This window comes from Veillonella parvula (assembly GCF_036456085.1).
In the GTDB taxonomy this organism is placed as follows: Bacteria; Bacillota; Negativicutes; order Veillonellales; family Veillonellaceae; genus Veillonella; species Veillonella parvula_E.
The window spans coordinates 20,673-39,334 of the sequence record NZ_CP138632.1; the positions used below are offsets into that span (position 1 = coordinate 20,673).

The window sequence follows — 18,662 nt, forward strand, 5'->3', positions numbered from 1 at the left end:
GGCCATCGCTTTTTTCTATTGATACTGTTCAATATGTTCTTTTCGAAGTTTTTGTAATGTAACTAAGAAAGCATCCGTACTTTCTGCACCATCCAATAGATCTTTTAATTGGTAAGAGTCATCAAGGGTAACACTCCATTGGAAGGAGTCGTTATCGTCGTACACATTGAATACGACTGGTGTCTCTAAGTCCTCTGGCATATAGCCGTCATCATCGGACACAGTTGCATACGTGCCATCCTCTAAGAGCTCAGTAAATAATGTGTCATACCCATCAATGTCGATAAGTTCAAAGTTGATACTTTCATAAAAGTCTAAAACCATATCCGTCGCCATGTGGACCTCCTCATGAATATATATGTTACGTTTATTCTACTGAGGGCGCCTGTTACTGTCAATGGTAATGTGTAGTATAATAAATAACAGAATTACAAAATAGGAGCGGAATATGAACGTTATTAGTTTACAGAACATAGAGAAATCATATGGCACAAGGCTACTGTTTAAAGAGGTGAGTATGACTTTTACCACGGAAAAACGATTAGGTCTTGTGGGCATCAACGGAACGGGTAAGTCTACATTTCTAAAAATATTAGCAGGACAAATGGAAGCTGATAAAGGCACCATTGAGCGTAATGGTAAGGCTAGCATTTATTACTTAGCGCAGACACCTGATTTTGATGCGGAAGCTACTTTGCTTGAGGCCGTTCTTGATGGAAATCATCCTCGGTTGCAAATGGTAAAAGTCTTTGAACGTATTAGTCGTGAGTATCGCCAAATGCAAGAGTCTGGTAAAGACGATGCTAAAATATCTCGCAACTATATGAATGCACTGGAGCAAATGGATCAGCAAGACGGGTGGCAAGTAGAGCAAGAGGCGCGCATTATTTTATCTAAATTGGGCTTTCCTGATGTGGAGCAAAAGGTAGCTATGTTATCAGGAGGGCAAAAGCGTCGTCTTGCATTGGGGCAAGCATTGCTATATCCATGTGATCTTTTATTACTAGATGAGCCGACTAACCATTTGGATGAAGATAGTATTGATTGGCTAGAGTCGTATTTGAGTGTACGTCAAGGAGGATTATTAATCAGTACCCATGATAGATATTTCCTCGATTCCGTATGTAATGGTATTTTAGAGCTATCAAATCGTCATATGTATCAATACGATGGCAATTATGAAGAATTTATTGCCTTGAAAGCTGATCGAGAGGCTCGTGAAGCTGCTACGGAAGAAAAACGACGTCAATTTTTAAAGCGGGAAATCGAATGGGTACGTCGTGGTGCTCTGGCAAGAACTACAAAACAAAAGGCTCGTCTTGACCGTTACGAAAAATTAAAGAATATGGAGAAAACCCGTCGTCCGGATCAAATGGATCCTATTGCGCTGAAGACACGTTTAGGAAAAACCATCTTTGATATTGAGCATTTAGAGTTTTATTTTGATGAACGTCCTATGATTAAGGACTTTACCTATCACGTGGTACGCCATGATCGTATCGGTATAGTAGGGCCCAATGGTGTTGGTAAGTCTACCTTTATGAATATCCTTGATGGCACCTACGAAGCGACGAGAGGTACTATTGGTAAAGGTGAGACCGTTCGTATTGCTCATTTTAAACAAGAGCTACCTGAATTTGATGAAGATATGCGCGTTCTCGATTATATTCGTGAGGACCACTCTTATATGGTGCTCGGTGATGGATCTACATTGAGCGCAGGACAAATCCTTGAGCGATTCCTTTTTACCCCAGAATTACATGGTGTACCGATTCGAAAACTCTCTGGCGGGGAACGTCGTCGTTTATACCTCTTAAAATTGTTGATGAGCGCCCCTAACGTATTATTGCTGGACGAACCGACGAATGATCTTGATATTCCAACATTGGAGGTATTAGAGGATTTCCTTGACTCCTTTAGTGGCGTCATCATCACCGTTTGCCACGATCGGTACTTCCTAGACCGCGTAGTGGATAAACTGTTTGTTTTTACCGGCGATGGACATATTGAAATCGTTCATGGCTCGTATTCTGACTACAAAGATGCTCTTGATGAAAGTAGTGGCAGCAAGCGCCCATTCTATATGCCAAATGATAATATACCGGCTAATTCCAAAGTGGTACGAGCTGTAGTAGGTGGAGAGGCTGATAGCGATGACTCTGTTGATAATCAATCTAATAGGGTAGATACCCTTGGAAATGATAATGTTGTTGCTGGTGATAAAACAGATACTTTCAAAGAAATACCAAAGAAGGGTCTCAATAAAGCAGAAGACGCGGAGTATGCCAAAATTATGGATGAATTGCCTAAGCTAGAACATTTAGTGAAGGGCCTCGATGTTATGATAAGCCAAGTGGCTACTGATTATGAAAAAATGCAGTCACTGATGGAGGAACGAGAAGAAACACAGACTCAAATAGATGCGCTCACTGAACGGTGGATGGAATTAGAGGAACGCCTATAATTCCTTTTATCATGCTATTTTTTAATATCTGTTATGCAAAGGAATTACGTGTAAGTTTATTGATAAAACTCACAATGTATAGTATAATTTCTACGATTAACGATAACAACGTTACCTAAGTAGGAGGAACTCATGAGTAAGTACCAATTTTTAGACCGTCGCGTGCCAATTGAAGACGGAAATATTGCATTAGTACAAGATTTAACTAAATGTAAAAACTGCTCCTTATGTCGTAAAGCTTGTGCTGTAGACATGGGTGTATTTGATTATTATGATTTAACAACAAATGGGGATCATCCAATTTGTATTCATTGTGGTCAATGTGCGTCTATTTGCCCATTTGATTCCATTAATGAGCGCTCTGAAATTGATGAAGTAAAAGCAGCTATTGCTGACCCTAATAAAATCGTCATTTTCCAAACTGCGCCTGCCGTACGTGTTGGTTTAGGCGAGGAATTTGGCCTTGAGGCTGGTACGTTTGTAGAAGGTAAAATGGTGGCTGCTCTTCGTAAATTGGGTGGCGACTATATTCTTGATACAAACTTTGGTGCGGACATGACTATCATGGAAGAAGCATCTGAGTTATTAGAACGCGTTATTAATAGTGATGCAGTATTGCCTCAATTCACATCTTGTTGTCCTGCTTGGGTTAAGTTTGCGGAAACATTCTATCCAGAATTCTTGCCAAACCTATCTACGGCTAAGAGCCCAATTGCTATGCAAGCGACTACACAAAAAACATATTTTGCTGAAAAAATGGGCCTTGATGCAAAACAAATTGTTGCCGTTGCAGTAACACCATGTACAGCTAAGAAGTTTGAGATTCGTCGCGATGAAATGAATTCCTCTGCGGAATACTGGGATACACCAGAAATGCGCGATACAGACTACTGTATTACTACACGGGAACTTGCAAAATGGTTGCGCGCAGAAGAAATCAACTTTGATGATCTTGAAGATTCTGTTTTTGACCCATTGATGGGTGAAGCTTCTGGTGGTGGTATCATTTTCGGTAACACTGGTGGCGTTATGGAAGCGGCTATGCGTGCGGCTTACAAGATGGCGACAGGTGAAGATGCACCTCAAACATTGATTCCATTTGAAGCTATTCGTGGCATGGATGGTGCTCGCGAAGCAGACGTAGTGATTGGGGATAAAACATTACACGTAGCGGCAGTTCATGGTACAGGTAATTTGCGTAAGTTCATAGAACACATGCGTGCAGAAAATATCCATTATGACTTTATCGAAGTAATGGCTTGTCGTGGTGGCTGTATCGGTGGTGGTGGTCAACCACGCGTTAAATTACCGATGGCTGACAAAGCTCGTGAAGCTCGTATTGCATCCTTGTATACTCGCGATGCAGAAGTAACTGTAAAAGCTGCTTGTGATAATCCAGATATCCAAAAATTGTATGCTGAGTTTTTTGATGGCAAACCTATGAGCCACAAAGCACATCATATGTTACATACTACCTTTGTAAATCGTTCTGAAGATTTAGGCCCTAATGGCGCTTGTACGCCTGCTACATGCCCTACATCCGTACCTAATTTAAAAAAGGCGGCAGAGGCGGCTAAAGCGGCGGCGGAAGCTAATAGCTAAGAGTTGATGGTTATTAGTTAATAAAAAGCACAAAGATAGCTAAGAAATATATAGCAGATAGTTGATATGTTAGTCAGCTATCTGCTTTTTTATCTATTTTATATAATGGAAATATGGTCAATAAAAGCTTTCACAGATGTAGATTCTATATATGCCATATACGCATAGGGGTTAAAATATAGAGATTGGTAAATTGGTTTAGGAATTACCTGTAGTATGCTATAATTAAATTGTTATTATAGAAGCAATCAATACTGGTTCGGGAGGATCTTCATGGCTTTTAAATTAAAAGGAAAAGAAGAAAAATTTTTCAGTATTTTGGAAAAGCATGCTGCACTAACCTATGAAAGTGCGGAAATGATGGAACGCGTATTTAAAGGGGATATCTCTAAGGAAGAGGCATTTCTTGAAATTGATACAAAGGAAAAAGCTGCCGATGAATTAGTAAATGAAACTGTAGAGCGTTTACGTAAAACATTTATCACTCCAATGGATCGTGAGGATATTCAGCTTTTGATTGACCAACTGGATACTACATTGGATAATATCAAAGAAATCATGGATAAAATGGTTATGTATCATGTTGGCAAACCAAGTGATGGTGCTATTCGCATGAGTGAAATTGTTGTTAAATGCGTTAAGCATATCAATAAATCCATTGGTTATATGGGTAGTCTTAAAAAGGATCATGTGAAGGTAGAGGGGCGTGTTCACCAAGTATTGAAACTTGAGTCTGAAGCGGATAATATTTATCATGAAGAAATGGCTAAGCTCTTTACAGAGTGTACAGATCCAATTGAAATTATCAAATGGAAGGAAATCCTTAGCGCTATGGAAGATGTAATCGATGGCTGCGAAGATTTGGTTGGTACATTCCGCCGGGTAGTATTGAAGTATGCTTGATGCCCATTATTTAGTATGGCTAGTTGTATTTTTAGCGTTAGCCTTTGACTATATCAATGGCTTTCATGATACGGCGAATGCCATTGCCACATCCGTTTCTACACGAGCTATTGAGCCTAAAAAGGCGATTATGATGACCGCTGCTCTCAATTTTTTGGGTGCAATGGTTAGTACAGGTGTTGCAAAGACTATCGGTGGTGATATAGTAATGTCGCCATCTCTTATCGATAGTGGTATTATTTCTGCAGCCCTTATCGGTGCCATTACATGGAATCTTTTAACTTGGTATTGGGGAATCCCAAGTTCCTCATCCCATGCTTTGATTGGTGGTATCATCGGTGCTGTGGGCTGGTCTGTAGGATTTGACGCGTTGAATGAGGCGGGGATTTTAAAAATCTTTTTGTCTCTTATTTTATCTCCAATTGTAGCCATGATTGGTGGCTATATTGTAATGAAAGTATTGTTGCTTATTTTCGGTAGATTTTCTCCGATTGCTTTAAATGATCGATTTAGATCCATGCAAATTGTATCAGCAATTATGATGGCATTTTCTCATGGCTCTAATGATGCACAAAAAGCGATGGGGATAATCACATTAACCTTACTTAGCGGTGGTTTCATCGATACATTAGATGTACCGATTTGGGTAAAACTTTGTTGTGCTACTGCAATGGCTATGGGTACTGCTGTAGGCGGTTGGAAAATTATCTCTACAATGGGTACCAAGATTTTCAAACTAGAAACTATTAATGGGTTCGCTGCTGATTTAAACTCGGCGATTACTATTTTTACAGCTACATTCTTACATTTACCTGTAAGTACTACACACGTAGTAAGTGGTTCTTTACTAGGTGTAGGCTCTTCTAAACGCATTAAAGCTGTTAACTGGGGCGTAGCAAGATCTATGGTTATGGCTTGGTTTGTAACGATTCCATTATCTGGCATCGTTGCCGCTATTGCCTATGAAGTAGGTCACTTACTATTTGGCTAATTCATATACTTTTTATTACCGTAAAAAAGACTGCAAAAGCAGTCTTTTTTGTTTACCAAAATATTCTTGCTATATTGTCATATTTATAAATAATTTGCTTTTCTATTTTAAAATTCTATTTACTATATATGTACGTGATAGTATCTAAATAGTCTAAAAATATAGAAATAAACTGGTTTGTAAATACTATATTCTATAAAAGAGATTTATCTATATTTGGCAACATTAATGTTACAATTCAAGTTGAATAGGGGGAAAATACTTATAAATATGTGTTTTGTTGATTATGCATTTTACTAATAAATGAAGTTTATTACTAATTTATAGGCTGTTAAGAGGTTGTTTAAAGTGAATGGCTATTGCATACTTATGTATCCGAGGTTATACTATCGGTAGAAGGAGTTTTTCAAGTGAAAAGTGAGGTATGTATATGGCATGGGGTGGATCTAGACGCGGTGCCGGGCGCCCACGTAATCCTATTAAACGTATTGGTAGAACCTTTCGACTCAGTGATGAAGAGTTTCTTTCGCTAAAGCCATTGATCATGGCTATTAAGGCAAATAATGATAAACGATATAGGCAACAATATAGTCGAGAAGTATGAATAATCAGGCATTGTCACAGCATATACAATTTAATACATTTTAAATCTATTTTACAATAATTCATTATTTCTAAATCTTTCAACTACAACACATCTTTACTCTCTAAAACAATATGCTGTGTTCAATACAAGCAGTACGAAAAGGTCCCAATTCATTTGAATTGGGACCTTCTTCGTTATATATAATATAATATACAATACATATTACATATTACATATTACATATTACTCTATATCTTGTTATATTAAATTAGTCTACTTTGATGCCGTGAATTTCTTCAGCTAAACGTTTTAAAGCATCAACTGTACGTACCCCAGGTGTGATTTCGGAAAGTTTTACACGAATGAAGTGACCTTCTTTTACGGCTGTGATGTCTTGAAGTTGAGGATTAGCCTTGATCTTTTCAATTTTTTGTTGGAAATCATCATCGTTGCGAATAGAATTACCATAGTCGGCGATAATAATATAATCAGGGTTTTGTGCAATTACTGTTTCCCAAGAACCTTTAGCCCATGTTTTATCAACGCCTAAGCCGCTCATTACATTATCAGCACCGATAAGTTTTAAGATGTTAGTAGTATAACCCTCGAATGCTGTGAATGGTTGACCGTCTTCAGAGTCATAAATGAAAACGCGTTTACGAGGTAAGTCTTTTAGTTTATTCTGGATAGCTGCCAATGTTTTACGTTGACCTGCAACCCATTCTTCAGCTTTAGGTTTTACGCCGAAAATCTCACCCAATTTAATCATGTCGCTGAAGTTGGTTTCTAGGTCAGCCTTAGTAGATAACATGGATTCAGGGATCCAAATATTAACCTTTTGGGAAATCATTTTATCTGCAGGTATAGCTCGTTTGCTGAAAGAATCAGGCCATCCTGTAGCGAAGTCAGGCTTTACGGACATGAATACTTCATAGGAAGGCCATTTTTCAGATAATACTTTTACTTTGTCGTAAGCCGCTTGTAAAGGTGGGTAGATTTCTTCTTCTTTGAAAGCCGTCCCAGCCATTTTGTCTTCAAGGCCTAATTGTAACATCATTTCCGTTGTTGCTTGGGACATGGACACTGCATGAGTAGGGGCGGATTTTACGGTAAAGTCTGTTTTTGTACCATCAAATGTTTCACTCCATGTTACAGAGGTTCCATTATCCGCTGTAGTTTTTGTAGTATCAGAACCACAACCAGCAATAGCGAATGTAGCACATGTCATAGCGATTAATAATAATTTTTTTGACTTTCTTAAATTCTGAAACATAGTAAGTCCTTTCTTTACTAATTAATAATATAAATGATAGCGCCCTTCATCCCAAGAGGTTTTGAAAGGAACTTCAAAAATTGGTTCAAGAATTTCAGGTGTGAGCACCTCGGTAGGGGAACCTTCTTTTAGGATAGTTCCGCTGTTCATGATGACAATATGATCGCAATATTGAGCCGCTAGATTTAAGTCGTGAAGGACTACAATTGTAGTGCCTTTAAAAGCACGCAATTGCTTCATAAGTGCCACTTTATACTTCATATCTAAATGATTAGTAGGTTCATCTAAAAGAAGTATTTGAGGTTTCTGGGTTAAGGCTTTAGCAATGAATACGCGTTGCTTCTCACCACCTGATAAATGATGAATTTCTTCATTTGCTAAATGGGTGATGCCTACTTCATTCATATAATGCTCTGCAATTTTAACATCCTCAGAACTATAGGTGCCAAAGTGTTGTTTGTACGGATACCGGCCCATGAGAACGATATCTTTTACGAGAAAATCATCGATCATAGCGTCTCTAGATTGTGTTAAGACTGCTACCAATTGAGCAAACTCGCGACCTTTATAAGACTCTAAAGGTTTTTCGTTTAATGTGATTTTGTTTTTTGATGGATGAAGTCGATATAGATGGCTAAGTAGCGTAGACTTACCACATCCATTTGGTCCAATTATGGCTGTTATTTTATTGGTAGGAAATGTTACAGAAATATTCTTTAACACTTCTTTGGTTTCATAAGAAAAAGACAGCTGATTAATTTGATACATAGTATCTCCTATAGATATGATATACACTAACCATTGTGTTTATAACGATTCATGATAATCCAAATGAAGAGTGGAGCCCCCAATAAAGATGTAAGCACACCAATAGGGATTTCTTCTGGACTGTAGAGTGCTCTCGATAATACGTCTGACCAGATCATAACGATGCTACCTATGAGTGCACTAAATAGTAATGTATGTTTATGTTTAGGTCCGCCTATAATCCGAGCAAGGTGAGGGATGATAAGGCCGATAAAGCCAACTACACCAACCTTTGATACTAGTGTGGCGATCACAACAGAGGATATGATAACGATGCTTAATTGTAACTGCTTAACGGAAAGGCCCATTTGTGCTGCTTCATGATTACCGAGTAGCAACACATCAAGGTCTTGATTGAACATATAGATATATAGCATAAATAAGATTACGATGATTGCTGTTAATGGTAAATCACTCCATTGTATGCCCGCAAAGCTGCCAAGTAGCCAAAACATGGCACTTCGCACTTGAGCTTCGTGTTTGGCTCCGTAAATAATCATCATCGTTAAGGCTGAGAATACACCAGTCATACCCATACCTATGAGGATAAGTTTTACGGGGCTGTTGCTTTTACCAACACATAAGAGGACTAATATAATTGAAAGTGCTGCGCCCAGGGCCGCAAAAATAGGCGTATTGTACTGACCTAAGAATGGAAGCCCACCCATGATAATAGCGAAAACGGCACCTGTGCTTGCGCCAGAAGAAACACCTAATACATAGGGATCTGCGAGGGCATTGCGCGTGACAGTTTGCATTAATAGACCTACAAGTGATAGACCTATACCTGTTAGAACAGAGTAAATAAGTCGTGGTAAGCGGATATCTGTAATAATCGTATTAGTCACAGATGCTGTAGTATTTGCATCAATCATAGACATAAGTGCTGAAATAATTTGGTCTAGAGAAATGAATTTAGCGCCAAACTGTAAAGCTGTTACTAATGAAATACAGAGGATTAGACAGAGTACAAATACTTTTACCGAAGTCTGCATAAAATCTCCTTATTCTATTTTTTATTTAGGTAGTTTAAGTCTTATCTAAGTATAGAGAATTTTCAATATATATACAATATTAATACCTGTATAGGTATTATACGTATAAGGGTTTATTAAATTATAAATAGCAAAATCTTATGTTAGCTTTATTCATTTTTATAAGTTCATTGTTATTTTGATATATGAAAAATTTATTATAATAGCTATAATAGAACTATATGTACAGAAGTACGTTTAGGAGGTGTTAGTTTGATACAAGATTTATTATCTGAGGATAATGTATCCTTTCATTATCCCGCTGAGACGTGGGAGGATGTTATTCGTCATGGTGGTCAACTGATGGTTGATGCGGGCTTTACGGAGCCATCTTATACAGAGGCTATGGTTGAAGTAGTTCGCGAAATGGGCCCATATATCGTATTGGCTCCAGGTCTTGCTATGCCACATGCTCGCCCAGAACATGGTGCAAAGCGTGTAGGAACGGCTTTGGTGACATTGGAAAAACCATTGAATTTTGGCAGTCCTGATAATGACCCTGTATCTGTCGCATTATTCTTATGTGCTCCCAATAAAGATGAGCATATTCAATTGTTAACAGATATTGCTACTTTATTTGAGGATGAAGAATTCTTAGATGCGGCCGTTGACTTTGAAAGTATTGACGACGTACAAGCATTCTTGGCAGAGCATTTAGACGAGCAATAAACATTTAGAAGGAGGCAAGTATGATTTCTGTATTAACTGTATGTGGTAATGGTATTGGTTCTAGCTTGATGTTAAAAATGAAAATTGAAGAAATTTGTGCTGAAAATGGTATCGATGCACAAGTTGAATCTATCGATTTTAACGCGGCTCAAGGTCGTAAGGCTGACCTTATCGTAACTGTAAAAGAATTGGCTGAACAATTTGACGATAAAAATGTTGCTATTGTTCGTAGCTATATTAATAAAAAGAAGATTACAGAAGATGTTCTTGAAGCATTAAAACAAGCCGCTCAATAATATGTAACAATTATATATAGGAGGTAGTGCCATGGAAATGGTATTAGAGTTCTTGCGTGATGTGCTGTCTCAACCGGCACTTTTGATTGGTATTATGTCATGTATAGGCTTGATCGCCTTGAAACGTCCGTTTCATAAAATAATGACGGGCACATTAAAACCTATTCTCGGGTATTTAATGTTAGCGGCAGGTGCGGGTGTTATCGTTAGCAATCTTGACCCATTGGGAAAAATGATTGAACATGGATTCCATATTACTGGTGTAGTGCCAAATAATGAAGCTATCGTAGCTGTTGCACAAAAGGTACTTGGCGTTGAAACAATGTCTATTCTTGTTGTAGGCTTATTGATGAATTTATGTATTGCACGTTTCACCAAGTTTAAATATGTGTTCTTAACAGGTCATCACAGCTTATTTATGGCATGCCTTATGTCTGCCGTACTTGGTACTGCAGGTTTATCTGGTATGGAACTCATACTTGTAGGTGGTTTCTTAATGGGGGCATGGTCTGCCATTTCTCCAGCTATTGGTCAAAGTTATACATCCAAAGTGACAGATGGTGATGAAATTGCCATTGGTCATTTTGGTAGTTTAGGCTACTATTTATCGGCTTGGGTTGCTAAATATGTTGGTAAAGCTGAAGATAGTACAGAAGATATTGAAATACCAGAAAAATGGGGCTTTTTACGGGACTCAACATTATCTACCGCATTGACTATGATTGTATTCTACTTAATTGCGGCTTTTGCGGCTGGTTCCGAGTTTGTAGCCACTTTATCCGGAGATATGAGCCCATATTTATATGCTGTTATGAGTGCTATGAACTTTGCTGTTGGTGTAACAATCGTATACTCTGGTGTGCGTATGATCTTAGGTGATTTAATTCCTGCATTCCAAGGCATTGCTACAAAAATTATCCCTAATGCAATTCCAGCTGTAGATTGTGCCGTATTCTTCACCTATGCTCCAACTGCGGTGGTATTAGGCTTCCAAAATACAACCTTTGGTGATGCGGACTTTGCCGTAATGGGTCTAGTATTAGGTAATGCTTATGAATGGGTAGGTATGGCAGGTATTTATGGCATTGTAGCTATTGCCGCTTTAGTACTCATTGTTCCTAACTTTATTAAAACAAAGGGTAAAGTTATTAACTATGTAGAAGAGGATTAATGAAAACAACTGAGCAACATCGTAATGTAGTTGTTCGATATGTATTCCTGACTATTGGGTCCATAAGTTTTGCCCTTGGTACAGCAGGTATCGTACTACCACTATTGCCAACAGTTCCTTTTTATATGCTAACGTTATTTTGTTTGGCTCGTGGATCTGAACGACTCCATAAAATGTTTTTGGCGTCTAGTTTATATCAAAAGACTGTTGCTGCTTATGAACGCGATAAAGCGTTGACATTGCGGACAAAGTTGTCCATTCTCATATCCGTTAGTGCCATAATGACAATTGGTGCCTATTTTAGTCAAGATATGCCTATTGCTCTTATTGTTATGGGCATTATATGGGTCGCTCATATCATAGCACTAGCTTTTATTATAAAAACAAAAAAATAGGAATTTATATCCGTAGTTCTGAATATAGCCTCATGAATTAAATTCTTACAGTTTAATTCATGAGGCTTATTTTATAGTACCCAGCACAACTTCTAGCGATGATTGTAATTGTTTTATATTACTAAAATGAGCCAACTCATATTTTTGAAAGTAAAATGAATTATTACTATTTTGAAGTTGACAATGACTATCAATAAGTATACTATAATATAATATTATTAATTTATGTTTATAGAATTTGTGTATATGGTGATAGTATGAATCCACATAATCATGCGGCCTCACATGCTGGAACATCTATGTCAAGGTATACGGTGTTTGACGGTATCGATTTGATGTTCTTAGATGTGAAGCAAGAGACGATTCAATTTTATGCTAAATCACATACCAAGACGTTTGCTATAAATCACTGTGAAGAGGGGCGCATAGAGTGCAAGTTTTCATCTGGTGAGTATTTATATATGGGGCCAGGGGATATGTCGTTAGGTTGGCATATACGCTCTGATTATCAACATGAAAATTATTTTCCTACAAAATTATTTAAAGGAATTGTATTATTAGTAGATGTTGAAAAAGCTCAACCCGTATTAGATGCACTTGTTAGTGATTCTCGAATTGATTTGACTGAGTTGGCCAATCGGTTTTGTGAGCATTCTGATTTTGGTATGATGATGGAAGAAACGGAAACTGTTCGTCACATTTTTTCCAGTTTATATAATGTGTCAGATCAAATAAAAGAGCACTATTTTAAATTAAAAGTGATTGAAATCTTTTTATTATTATCTGTTATCTCTACAGCTAATCCTGAAAAGAGAAGTACCTATAGAAAGCAACAGGTAGATATTGTAAAAGCTGTAAGTGAATATGTATCAACACAGTTTATGAAGCGTATTACTATTGATTCCTTGTCTGAACAGTTTGATATTCCTACATCTACCCTGAAACGTTGCTTTAAAGGTGTATTTGGTACAACCATACATCAATATCTAAAAGAATGTCGTATTAATGCGGCGAAGCGATTGCTTCAAGACTCAGATCAGTCTATTTTAGAAATCGCTAATGCGGTAGGGTATGAGAATGGTAGTAAATTTACTAGTGCATTCAAAGAGGCTACTGGTGTAACGCCAAGTGCTTATCGTAAGGTCTAAATAATTTGGACCTTATATTATCCTAGCTAAAAATTTTTGTGCTTTAGGCTAAGTTTGATAGTCTATGAAAATTAAATATTGTCCTAAACGTATATTTTTGGTCTATTCGGAGTAGATATGTATAATACACTTTGCTACTATTAAACCTGTAAATGATTTTCAATGTCATTTGGTTATAGTGGTAAAGTGTATTTTTATATGCATGGTTAAATATATGTGTGGAGGAAATTTAATGAATAGGAGTTGGGTGCGGGCAAGGAGATATGTCATACTATCCTGCGCAGTAGCGTGCTGGTTGCAAATGCCGGTGGTTATGGCGGACAATGCGACTGTAACAACCGATGTGGTTCATGTTCGCGGTACATGGGCTGAAGAGCAGGCAAAACAAGAGTCTCAACAGACGACGATTATCACGAAGAAGGATATTGTCAAAAAGCAGGCAAAATCCGTAGAAGATATTGTATTTTCCGAAACTGGCGTATCTAGAACCGTCGATTCGATGGGGCGCGTCGGCGTATCTATCCGTGGAGCGGATCCTCGTCATACCTTGATTCTTGTGGATGGACAGCCTGTGATGGGCGACCTTGCCAAATATCAAGGTGCTGGTGATGAATTACAACGTCTCGGTACAGAAAATGTGGAACGTATAGAAATTATCCAAGGTGCAGCCAGTGCTAAATACGGATCCGATGCCATCGGTGGTGTTATCAATGTTATTACCAATAAACCGCGTAAGACCGCTGGCCTTCAGTTTAATGGGGAAGGTCGTAGAACTAAAGGCGACGGTGATATCGTACCGTTTTCCAATTTCTTTATGCGCGCTGATTCCGGCTCATTAGGTAAGTTAAAAGTTAATATTCACGGTAGTAAACGTGATATTATGCCTATTTATGCTAGCGAGCGGCGTCGTATCAGCGCTATGACCAATGATGAAGATCACGGGTTTTTAAAGAATTCCCTACGATATTACGGTACAAATTCCAATATAGGTTTGGCCGCTACGTATGATATTAATGATAAGCAGTCTTTGGGAATTCGCATCGATCGGTATAATGAGGACTTAGAACGGTATGTAAAGCGCAGTACTTCTTATTTGGAACCTCAGGTTCATTATAAACGGGATTTAGACAGGAATAATCTTAATTTGACGTATACTGGTCAGGATAATAAGAGTTCGTGGAAAGCGGAACTGAATTATACGCGGACCAAAGAAGATGATGTAACATTAACCAGTGACTATGGAAATAGTACCTACGAAGGGAAAAATACATTAAACTATGTGGATAATGTAGATCATCGTCAATGGAGCGTAACACTCGGGGCAGACACGCAAGTCAATAAGAAACATCTCTTGTCTTATGGTATTGGGTTTATACGGGAGACAGGCGAAGGTAGCAGACTTAAAAATGCGCCTCATACCTATAAACGGCATATCGATCCCTGGGATTACGATAAAAGTCTAGCTGTAAAAAACGGTGTTCCTTCATCCACAATTTATGACCATTCTTTCAGAAAAAACGACGCTGGTGTAGAGCAGTGGAATAAGGAGAAAGAATGGTATAACGGGGATAAAAGTAAGCCAAATACATTGCCAGAATTTACTTACGAAGAATATCTTCAATATTTGGATCCTCAGGCGGGAATTGATTCGGCGGCCGTAATGGGGCTTGTGGATGGCCCCGTGACGGAGCGTACGCTGAAAAAACGGAATCCTGAAGCTTATGCGCGATATCAGCAGTTTGCTAAACGTTTATTAGCGGAGAATAAAGAATTTATTGAAGACTATCATTTTAATAAGGAGGGCCGAAAAGATGAAAACGGTAAGTATTATCCAGCACTTTATGATGCCTATTTACCGAGCTTTTACTATGGCGCCGTACCGGATTTTGATTCTACGAAGTTGAAATTAAACGGAGCTTATTTTAAAGAAGAATATTTAAAACGCGTTAATCAACAGACCGCAGGACGTGCGGAAATCAAAAAACAGAATTTCTTTATTCAGGATACGTGGCAGGTTAATAAAAATACTACTTTATCACCAATTATAAGACTGGATCATAGTGATTTATTCGGCTCTAACTGGTCTTTTAATTTCGGCATGACTCACAATGTACATGGAAATGTACACCGCAGATTAAAGGCTAATGTGGGTACCAGCTATACGGAACCCGGTATGGGCGAGCTGTATTATAACTGGGAAATGTATGGCCCGAATATTACAAATGCCACAATCGGTGGCGGTGAAGCCCGATTAGGTTGGTATTGGGTTGGAAATCCGAACCTTAAACCAGAGAAATCCATGAATTTCGATCTTTCTTTGGAAGGGGAAAATAAAAATACCTATGGTAAAGTAACCGTATTTCACAATAATATTCGGAATTATATGTCGATTTACAATACGGGATATTTGATGGATTTTTATCCTCAGTATGATGAATCTACCACATATGGAGCGGCGAAATTTGCTCATGCACCAGATATGATTTACAGTTTCCGTAATATCGGCAAGGCCCAAATTACGGGACTTCAATTTGAAGTTAAACAAACTTTGAATAAACACTGGAAAGCCCGTTTGGGATATACGTATTTACGAGCGCTTAATAAGAGCGATAAAGATATGCCTCGTGAATTACTGGATAAACCTCGTCATAAAGTGGATATCGGTGTGGATTTTGAGGATAAGGCTAGCGGATGGAGCGGTAGTCTGTGGGGAGATTATTATATTCATATGCTGGATAGTAACTCCTTGTCTGGTGGCGGTAATTATATGGTATCTTATATTGATCCTAATAATTCCGATCGTTCCGTTATCAGATATAATTTGAATAATAGAAAAACCGCCGATATGTATGAACATAAAACTTATGGCATATGGAATTTGATGATTCAAAAGAAGATTGATAAGGATTCACGAATCTATTTCGGTATTGATAATCTCTTTAATCATCGTGATGATGATCGGGCTTTATCGGCTCGAGTATATCGTATCGGATTAAATATGAAATTCGGTTTTGGTTCAGGTGAAAGTAAAACGAAACTTACGAAGGAGCAGTTTGAATCGTTACCTCCGGTTATGCTGCAGGATTTTATTACGCGTCCTTTCGATACAGACAGAAAACGAGGTATGGAACTTGTAGGTGATTATCGTGTACGTAATGACAGTCATCTTGGATCTGATCGTCCTGCTACGCGGGTGACTGCTACAAGTTACGTATCCGACGAGGCCGCAAAGAATCTGGCGGACCGCAAGGAACATGGCTTGAATCAACGTATACGTGTCGGTGTCGATGCTCGTATTAACGATAATACGAATGTACGTGTTGTGGGTAGTGCTTCTGGCCAAGCTGGTGTAGATAGCAGTCATGAAACAGAAGGCTCTAAAGGTTTTAATCATCAACGTCTCGAAGAACTAGATGTAACACATCACGGTTCTAAATGGGATCATAGTGTTGGTCGTATTACTGAATCTATGGGGGTTACAGGTTATTGGTTTAATAAAGAATATGACGGCCTTCGTAGTGTTTGGACGAATAAGAATACTCAAGTCCGTATCGGTGTGGGGACCTTTAAACATAGTACGGGAATTAGCGACAGTGCTTATACTCATGCTATTTATACGCATTTTAAACGGGTTCCAACGGTAGAGGAATTCTTAGGTGTTACTATGGATTCGGACGGTGCCAATAAGGAACTCATCGTACCAAACGCAGGGAATACTATTAATTTCTACCAGCAATTAAAAGCCTTGCGCGATAAGGAAGGCATCTTAGATGCGGAGGTAGGTACATTAAAGAAGAAAATCGACGATATGACTTCCGATATCTGGTCTAAAGAATTTATTGACGGCATGTCCGCGGATCAACTGGCTCCATTAAAAGCGGAGTTGGCAAAGTTGGAAGCATCTTTGCCGGATGTGGAAGCTCGTGTGGCGAAAGAACGGGAACCGTTGCGAGCTGCGCAGTTTGATGTGTTGCGCCGGATGCAAGAGATCGCGGTGAAAGCTTATGGTGTGGATGCGGCTAAACAGACTGTATCGATTAAGATGCCTGATGTGTCAGTAACGTATTCTTATAAATCGCGATACTATGATGAAGATGATGAACAATGGTATGAAGACGAACGTACTTTCACTCAGAAAATAGCACCGGGAACGATTGGGCTTGATAAGAAAAACCCATTGTTTGAAATGAAGTTGAGTGATACCACTGTTCTTTCCAATGGTGGAAAAACGTTTATTTCAAATTGGTACAATCAGAATAAGGCGGCTATCGTAGAGGCGTATCGTGCCAAGGCGAAAGATATAGCAACCTATAGTTTCGGTAATAATCCATATACGATGAAATTTGAAGATAATGCCTTTGACGGGCTGGACGAGTCTATTTATAAGGCAAATGTCGTTGATATTAACGACTCCGGCACGTCCGGTCTTATTAACGTAAAAGGAAGTGCCTATTATCCTTCTATGATAGCTTCGTACTTTAATAGCTTGGCTCGAATGCTTGAAAAAGCGGACGGCAACAGTCGTTTGCCGAGAGAGGCGTTAGGAAAATATACAGGTGCTGTTATTCCTTCAATAGGTGTCGTATTGGAGCGGGATACAATTCCACCAATTGAAAAGGCTGCCTATGTTCAAATTAAACATATGGTAACACCTCGACTTGGTTTAGCTGCTTGGTATTTGCGCTCCTTTGGCGGTAGTGACTATCGCTTCTATACGGCGAATGGTAATGCTACAGAAGCGCATGAATTCAACAATATGGCTAATATTTTCGGTGTTGGAGCTAAGTATCAATTAAATCATAATGTAAGTATTTCCTTTGACTATGGACAAAACCGTAGTGACTTTGGTCGCTTCATGAATGGCAATACTCATTATGACCATAAGGCTGGATCTGCTCAATTCGATATCAAGGGGCGTGATATAGGTGGTGTACCTCATTTTTGGGCATTGCGCTTTGATGTTGGCCGCGTTGATATGAATAAACCTGGCTCTTGGAATGCCTATGTGGACTATAAATACTTTGCTCATGGCTCCTTCTTCGGCGGCAATGGCACAGAGGCTGTACCTGACCGTTACTTGGATGGTATTAAGAGCTTTACCTTTGGTGGTGGCTATGTGCCAACTAAAGATCTTCTTTTACAAGCATTCTATACATTTGATGCTAAAGGGATTAATAAACGAGATACCTTATATGGATCTGAAAACTTCAAACTTGGGAATTATACTCGTTTCCAAATGACGTATAAATTCTAAAAATTATGTCCGATTTGTCCGAAACGTATATTTTTGGTCTATTCGGAGTAGATATGCAAGATACACTTT

General features: G+C 38.6%; 15 protein-coding genes. 11 read left to right on the forward strand and 4 right to left on the reverse strand.

Annotated features, from left to right (window positions below; all coding sequences use genetic code 11):
- Positions 1–15 precede the first annotated feature (15 nt).
- The gene (locus PK1910_RS00085) at positions 16–336 is read right to left on the reverse strand and encodes a hypothetical protein (protein WP_008714437.1); all 321 of its coding nucleotides are present in this window, start codon (positions 334–336) and stop codon (positions 16–18) included.
- A 112-nt stretch (positions 337–448) separates the two neighbouring features.
- Between PK1910_RS00085 and PK1910_RS00090 the strand changes: the two genes are divergently transcribed.
- From PK1910_RS00090 to PK1910_RS00110, 5 genes are all read left to right on the forward strand, one after another.
- Entirely contained in the window at positions 449–2,464 is a 2,016-nt protein-coding gene (locus PK1910_RS00090) for an ABC-F family ATP-binding cassette domain-containing protein (protein WP_287511361.1), read from the forward strand.
- 132 nt (positions 2,465–2,596) lie between these two features.
- Positions 2,597–4,066, forward strand: coding sequence for a [FeFe] hydrogenase, group A (locus PK1910_RS00095; RefSeq protein ID WP_287511359.1), 1,470 nt, complete (start codon positions 2,597–2,599; stop codon positions 4,064–4,066).
- A 273-nt stretch (positions 4,067–4,339) separates the two neighbouring features.
- A complete protein-coding gene (locus PK1910_RS00100; protein ID WP_004697557.1) occupies positions 4,340–4,969 on the forward strand; it encodes a DUF47 domain-containing protein in 630 nt (209 codons plus the stop codon).
- A complete protein-coding gene (locus PK1910_RS00105) occupies positions 4,962–5,960 on the forward strand; it encodes an inorganic phosphate transporter (RefSeq protein ID WP_008601598.1) in 999 nt (332 codons plus the stop codon). The genes PK1910_RS00100 and PK1910_RS00105 overlap by 8 nt, the downstream gene beginning before the upstream one ends.
- A gap of 430 nt (positions 5,961–6,390) precedes the next feature.
- Positions 6,391–6,564 (forward strand): hypothetical protein, encoded by a 174-nt coding sequence (locus PK1910_RS00110; RefSeq protein WP_004697552.1) that lies wholly within the window; start codon positions 6,391–6,393, stop codon positions 6,562–6,564.
- Between the two features lie 250 nt (positions 6,565–6,814).
- Here PK1910_RS00110 and PK1910_RS00115 read toward each other — a convergent pair whose 3' ends face one another.
- The 3 genes from PK1910_RS00115 to PK1910_RS00125 are packed head-to-tail and all read right to left on the reverse strand — an operon-like array spanning position 6,815 to position 9,621.
- Positions 6,815–7,819, reverse strand: a complete 1,005-nt coding sequence (locus PK1910_RS00115) for an ABC transporter substrate-binding protein (RefSeq protein WP_004696693.1) — start codon at positions 7,817–7,819, stop codon at positions 6,815–6,817.
- 21 nt (positions 7,820–7,840) lie between these two features.
- On the reverse strand, positions 7,841–8,587 hold the full coding sequence (locus PK1910_RS00120) for an ABC transporter ATP-binding protein (protein WP_155085994.1): 747 nt from the start codon (positions 8,585–8,587) through the stop codon (positions 7,841–7,843).
- Between the two features lie 26 nt (positions 8,588–8,613).
- Positions 8,614–9,621: a FecCD family ABC transporter permease gene (locus PK1910_RS00125; protein ID WP_287511356.1), complete on the reverse strand. Its 1,008-nt coding sequence runs from the start codon at positions 9,619–9,621 to the stop codon at positions 8,614–8,616.
- Positions 9,622–9,873: 252 nt separating this feature from the next.
- Here PK1910_RS00125 and PK1910_RS00130 point away from each other — a divergent pair, with 252 nt between their 5' ends.
- The 6 genes from PK1910_RS00130 to PK1910_RS00155 all read left to right on the forward strand — a co-directional run bounded on the left by PK1910_RS00130 (position 9,874) and on the right by PK1910_RS00155 (position 18,593).
- A complete protein-coding gene (locus PK1910_RS00130) occupies positions 9,874–10,329 on the forward strand; it encodes a PTS sugar transporter subunit IIA (protein WP_021148434.1) in 456 nt (151 codons plus the stop codon).
- A gap of 20 nt (positions 10,330–10,349) precedes the next feature.
- Positions 10,350–10,625, forward strand: coding sequence for a PTS sugar transporter subunit IIB (locus PK1910_RS00135; RefSeq protein WP_004696686.1), 276 nt, complete (start codon positions 10,350–10,352; stop codon positions 10,623–10,625).
- A gap of 31 nt (positions 10,626–10,656) precedes the next feature.
- Entirely contained in the window at positions 10,657–11,796 is a 1,140-nt protein-coding gene (locus PK1910_RS00140) for a PTS ascorbate transporter subunit IIC (RefSeq protein WP_331298968.1), read from the forward strand.
- The gene (locus tag PK1910_RS00145; protein ID WP_118091650.1) at positions 11,796–12,191 is read left to right on the forward strand and encodes a YbaN family protein; all 396 of its coding nucleotides are present in this window, start codon (positions 11,796–11,798) and stop codon (positions 12,189–12,191) included. Before PK1910_RS00140 ends, PK1910_RS00145 begins: the two co-directional genes overlap by 1 nt.
- A 257-nt stretch (positions 12,192–12,448) precedes the next feature.
- Complete coding sequence (locus PK1910_RS00150; protein ID WP_156697019.1) at positions 12,449–13,339, forward strand: helix-turn-helix transcriptional regulator; 891 nt, start codon at positions 12,449–12,451, stop codon at positions 13,337–13,339.
- A 232-nt stretch (positions 13,340–13,571) separates the two neighbouring features.
- Positions 13,572–18,593, forward strand: a complete 5,022-nt coding sequence (locus tag PK1910_RS00155; RefSeq protein WP_331298970.1) for a TonB-dependent receptor plug domain-containing protein — start codon at positions 13,572–13,574, stop codon at positions 18,591–18,593.
- The last annotated feature ends 69 nt before the right edge of the window (positions 18,594–18,662 follow it).

What these genes read in the sequence shown, in the direction of transcription:
- PK1910_RS00095 (WP_287511359.1), top strand. Translation starts at nt 2,597, where the DNA reads ATGAGTAAGTACCAATTTTTAGACCGTCGCGTGCCAATTGAAGACGGA.
- PK1910_RS00120 (WP_155085994.1), bottom strand. Translation starts at nt 8,587, where the DNA reads ATGTATCAAATTAATCAGCTGTCTTTTTCTTATGAAACCAAAGAAGTG.
- PK1910_RS00090 (WP_287511361.1), top strand. Translation starts at nt 449, where the DNA reads ATGAACGTTATTAGTTTACAGAACATAGAGAAATCATATGGCACAAGG.
- PK1910_RS00140 (WP_331298968.1), top strand. Translation starts at nt 10,657, where the DNA reads ATGGAAATGGTATTAGAGTTCTTGCGTGATGTGCTGTCTCAACCGGCA.
- PK1910_RS00155 (WP_331298970.1), top strand. Translation starts at nt 13,572, where the DNA reads ATGAATAGGAGTTGGGTGCGGGCAAGGAGATATGTCATACTATCCTGC.
- PK1910_RS00125 (WP_287511356.1), bottom strand. Translation starts at nt 9,621, where the DNA reads ATGCAGACTTCGGTAAAAGTATTTGTACTCTGTCTAATCCTCTGTATT.
- PK1910_RS00100 (WP_004697557.1), top strand. Translation starts at nt 4,340, where the DNA reads ATGGCTTTTAAATTAAAAGGAAAAGAAGAAAAATTTTTCAGTATTTTG.
- PK1910_RS00105 (WP_008601598.1), top strand. Translation starts at nt 4,962, where the DNA reads ATGCTTGATGCCCATTATTTAGTATGGCTAGTTGTATTTTTAGCGTTA.
- PK1910_RS00135 (WP_004696686.1), top strand. Translation starts at nt 10,350, where the DNA reads ATGATTTCTGTATTAACTGTATGTGGTAATGGTATTGGTTCTAGCTTG.
- PK1910_RS00150 (WP_156697019.1), top strand. Translation starts at nt 12,449, where the DNA reads ATGAATCCACATAATCATGCGGCCTCACATGCTGGAACATCTATGTCA.
- PK1910_RS00110 (WP_004697552.1), top strand. Translation starts at nt 6,391, where the DNA reads ATGGCATGGGGTGGATCTAGACGCGGTGCCGGGCGCCCACGTAATCCT.
- PK1910_RS00145 (WP_118091650.1), top strand. Translation starts at nt 11,796, where the DNA reads ATGAAAACAACTGAGCAACATCGTAATGTAGTTGTTCGATATGTATTC.
- PK1910_RS00115 (WP_004696693.1), bottom strand. Translation starts at nt 7,819, where the DNA reads ATGTTTCAGAATTTAAGAAAGTCAAAAAAATTATTATTAATCGCTATG.
- PK1910_RS00085 (WP_008714437.1), bottom strand. Translation starts at nt 336, where the DNA reads ATGGCGACGGATATGGTTTTAGACTTTTATGAAAGTATCAACTTTGAA.